The organism is Achromobacter sp. (assembly GCF_036567245.1).
Classification (GTDB): domain Bacteria; phylum Pseudomonadota; class Gammaproteobacteria; order Burkholderiales; family Burkholderiaceae_B; genus Achromobacter.
The window spans coordinates 1-3,238 of record NZ_DATCUY010000705.1; the positions used below are offsets into that span (position 1 = coordinate 1).

Consider the following 3,238-nt stretch of genomic DNA (forward strand, 5'->3'; position numbering starts at 1 on the left):
GTGGCCGACGACGATGGTGGGGTGGGCCAGCGCGTCCAGCGCGCTGAGGACATCCTCGCCGAGGTCCGCGATGGCAACCGAGGTAAACGCCGCGTCCTGCGGCAGGGCGCCGTGGCCACGCATATCCAGCGCCGCGCAGGCCAGGCCGGCGCGCGCGAAGTAGTCCAGGAAGTGCGCATAGCACCAGGCGCCGTGATACGCGCCAGGGACGAACAGCAGGCCGGGTCTGCCGTCCTGGGGATCGGCGCCGACGATCAGGCGGCCCTGGCCGGCGGGACGGGCGGGCAGGCGGTCGGCGAGGCTGAAATCCAGTGGATTGGCGCGAGTGGAAAGGGGCGGGAGCAGCGAGTCGGCATTCATGGTGCGGCCATCTTAGGTTGGCCCGAACTATCAGAAAACTTTATTTTTCATATGATTGGATAAGTTCTTCTAATCGATATCGCGCTATGCGTCCCTTGCCCGAGCTGTCCATCACGCACTACCGCCATTTCCTGCTGGTGGCCGAGCTGCGCAGTTTTCGCGCCGCGGCGGCCCGGGCCTTCCGCTCGCAGCCGGCGTTGTCGCTGTCCATCCGCGAGATGGAGCAGCGCCTGGGACAGCCGCTGTTCGAACCCGGCAACCGCGGCACGCTCACGCGCTTCGGCCAGGACTGCCTGCCGCTGGCGCGCGAGCTGGTGCAGCACCACGACCGCGTGGCGGGCGCGCTGTCGGGGCTGGCCAGCAACGAGGCCGGCACCTTGACCATGGCGTCGGTGGCCACCGTGGCCACGCATTGGCTGCCGGAACTGGTGGCCGTGTATCGCGAGCGCTATCCGGCCGTGGCGCTGCGGCTGTTCGACGACAACTCGGAAGGCGTGGAGCGCATGGTGCTGGCGGGCGAGGCGGAGCTGGGCGTATGCAGCCCGGTGTCGCAGGACCGGCGGCTGTCGTTCGAGCCCTTGCTGCGCGACGCCTTCGGCCTGGTGTGCCATCGCGGCCATCCGCTGGCCGGGCGCAAATCGGTGACCTGGCGCGAGATCGAGGACCTGCCCCTGGTCGGCACCATCGCGCACCGCCAGCTTGCCGGCTATCCGCAGGCGGCCTTCATGCTGGATCGGCAGGTCTTCGTGTCCAACATGATGTCGCTATTGGCCATGCTGGAGCGCGGCGTCGGCGTCACGGTGCTGGCGCGGCTGGGCGTGCCGCCGGACTCGCGCGGCCTGGTCTTCGTGCCGCTGTCCGGCCCGCGCATCGAGCGCGAACTGGGCATCACGCGGCTGGCCGGCCGCAGCCTGTCTCCGGCCGCCGCGCGCATGGAGGAAATGCTGCGCGCGAAGGCGGCGAAACGCGGCCGCACTGTCGCTTGAAACCAACGCATTTTTGCGATTTACGGCCATAAAACAGGCCAATTCCGGGGCCGACTGTTGCGCAATTGCACGCGGCGCGGATCGCCGTTGATTCTTCGCAAACGGCTCTTTAGAGTGCGTGATGTTTGCTGCGCGAGGGATGTGCCGGGATGATCGGCGCGGCGCGTCGACAGACGTGTTGAGGAAGTCATGAGCAGTGTGTATTTGCGTACGGCGGGCATCGCCTGCGCCGTTCTGATCCTGGCCGGTTGCGCCGCCAGGAAGCCCGCCACCATCACCGAGGCCCAGCCCGCGGAGCCGCCCAAGCCGGTAGCCTGCGTGCCCGCCAAGGCCGGCGATCCCATGATAGGCACGTGGTTGTCGAACAGCCGCCCGCGCGACGTCAGCGGCGATCTGCAATCGCTGATCGTGCTGTCCGCCGACGGCACCATGGCCTATGAGTCCCTGCTGAAGATCGGCCGCAAGACGCGTCCGGCGTTGCGCGAGACCGGCTGCTGGAGCGTGGCGGAAGGCGTCTACACGATGCAGACCACCAAGTCGGCCGGTGAACTCGTGGACGCCAACGATCCCATCTACCTGAACCGCTACCGCGTCGAAAAGGTCGAGAAGACCCGCCTGACGATGCGCGAGCTGAAAAACGGCGGCCAGGTCATGACGGCGCGCCGCATGCCCACGGGCTACCGCCTGCCGTACTGAGCGTTGCGCCGGGCGGACATTCTGCCCGGCGATAAAGCCAGGATGGCCGGGCTGGGGTAAGGTGCGGTCTTCACCCATCGCCCCGCCGCCGGTCATCCATGCCTGCCCTGTCCTCAGAAGCGCGCGCCATCGCGCTGCTTGCCCTGGCCGCCTTCGTCAGCGCCAGCGCGTTCCGCATCTGTGATCCCATGTTGCCGCAGCTCGCGGCGGAATTCGGCACCACCACGGGCCAGGCCGCGCGCGCGGTGACCGCGTTCGCCGTGGCCTACGGCGTGCTGCAGATGTTCTTCGGCCCCCTGGGCGACCGCTACGGCAAGTACCGCGTCGTCAGCATCGCGACCTTTGCCTGCGCCCTGGGCAGTGCTGGCGCCGTGTTCGCCGGCTCGCTGGACGTGCTGGTGTTCTGCCGCGTCCTGTCGGGCGCCGCGGGGGCGGGCATCGTGCCGCTGTCCATGGCCTGGATCGGCGACAACGTCCCGTATGAACGGCGCCAGGCGACCCTGGCCCGCTTCCTGACTGGCACCATCCTGGGCATGTCGGCCGGCCAGCTGGCCGGCGGCCTGTTCGCCGACACGGTGGGCTGGCGTTGGGCGTTCGCCGCGCTGGTCTGCGGCTACCTGATAGTGGGCGTGCTGCTCTTGCTGGAAGTGCGGCGCCAGCAGGCCTCGGGCCTGGGCCGGGTGGACCCCGGCGCGGTCCGCCAGGGCTTCGTGGCGCAGGCGCGGCTGGTGCTGGGCACGGCCTGGGCCCGCATCGTGCTGGCGACGGTGTTCGTCGAAGGCCTGCTGGTCTTCGGCGCCCTGGCCTTTGCGCCTTCCTATCTGCATGAACGCTTCGATATCTCTTTGACCGCCGCGGGCGCGCTGGTGGCCGTGTATGCCGTGGGCGGCCTGCTCTATACGGTGGTGGCCGGCCGCATCCTGAAGCGCCTGGGCGAACGCGGCCTGGCGATCGCCGGCGGGCTGGTGCTGGGCGTGGCGTTCCTGTCCTATCTGCTGGGGCCGGTCTGGATGTGGAGCCTGCTGGCCAGTGTGCTGGCCGGCTTCGGCTATTACCTGCTGCATGCCACCCTGCAGACCAATGCGACCCAGATGGTGCCCTCGGCGCGCGGCACGGCGGTGGCGTGGTTCGCGTCCTGCCTGTTCATGGGCCAGGCGGCTGGCGTGGCGCTGGCGGGCGCGGTGGTCGACGAGATC

At 69.0% G+C, this 3,238-nt stretch carries 4 protein-coding genes; 3 read left to right on the forward strand and 1 reads right to left on the reverse strand.

From position 1 onward, the window contains the following. Positions 1–360, reverse strand: a 360-nt coding sequence (locus tag VIR09_RS30450; protein ID WP_332016264.1) for an alpha/beta hydrolase, incomplete at its 3' end; no start/stop codon positions are given. Between the two features lie 86 nt (positions 361–446). On the opposite strand from VIR09_RS30450, the gene VIR09_RS30455 reads away from it, so the two are divergent. From VIR09_RS30455 to VIR09_RS30465, 3 genes are all read left to right on the forward strand, one after another. Continuing rightward, complete coding sequence (locus tag VIR09_RS30455; RefSeq protein ID WP_332016265.1) at positions 447–1,346, forward strand: LysR family transcriptional regulator; 900 nt, start codon at positions 447–449, stop codon at positions 1,344–1,346. Positions 1,347–1,535: 189 nt separating this feature from the next. Then, positions 1,536–2,042 carry a hypothetical protein gene (locus VIR09_RS30460; RefSeq protein ID WP_332016266.1) on the forward strand — a complete coding sequence of 169 codons (507 nt, stop codon included), beginning with the start codon at positions 1,536–1,538 and terminating at the stop codon, positions 2,040–2,042. A 98-nt stretch (positions 2,043–2,140) separates the two neighbouring features. Beyond that, positions 2,141–3,238, forward strand: a 1,098-nt coding sequence (locus VIR09_RS30465; RefSeq protein ID WP_332016267.1) for an MFS transporter, incomplete at its 3' end; no start/stop codon positions are given.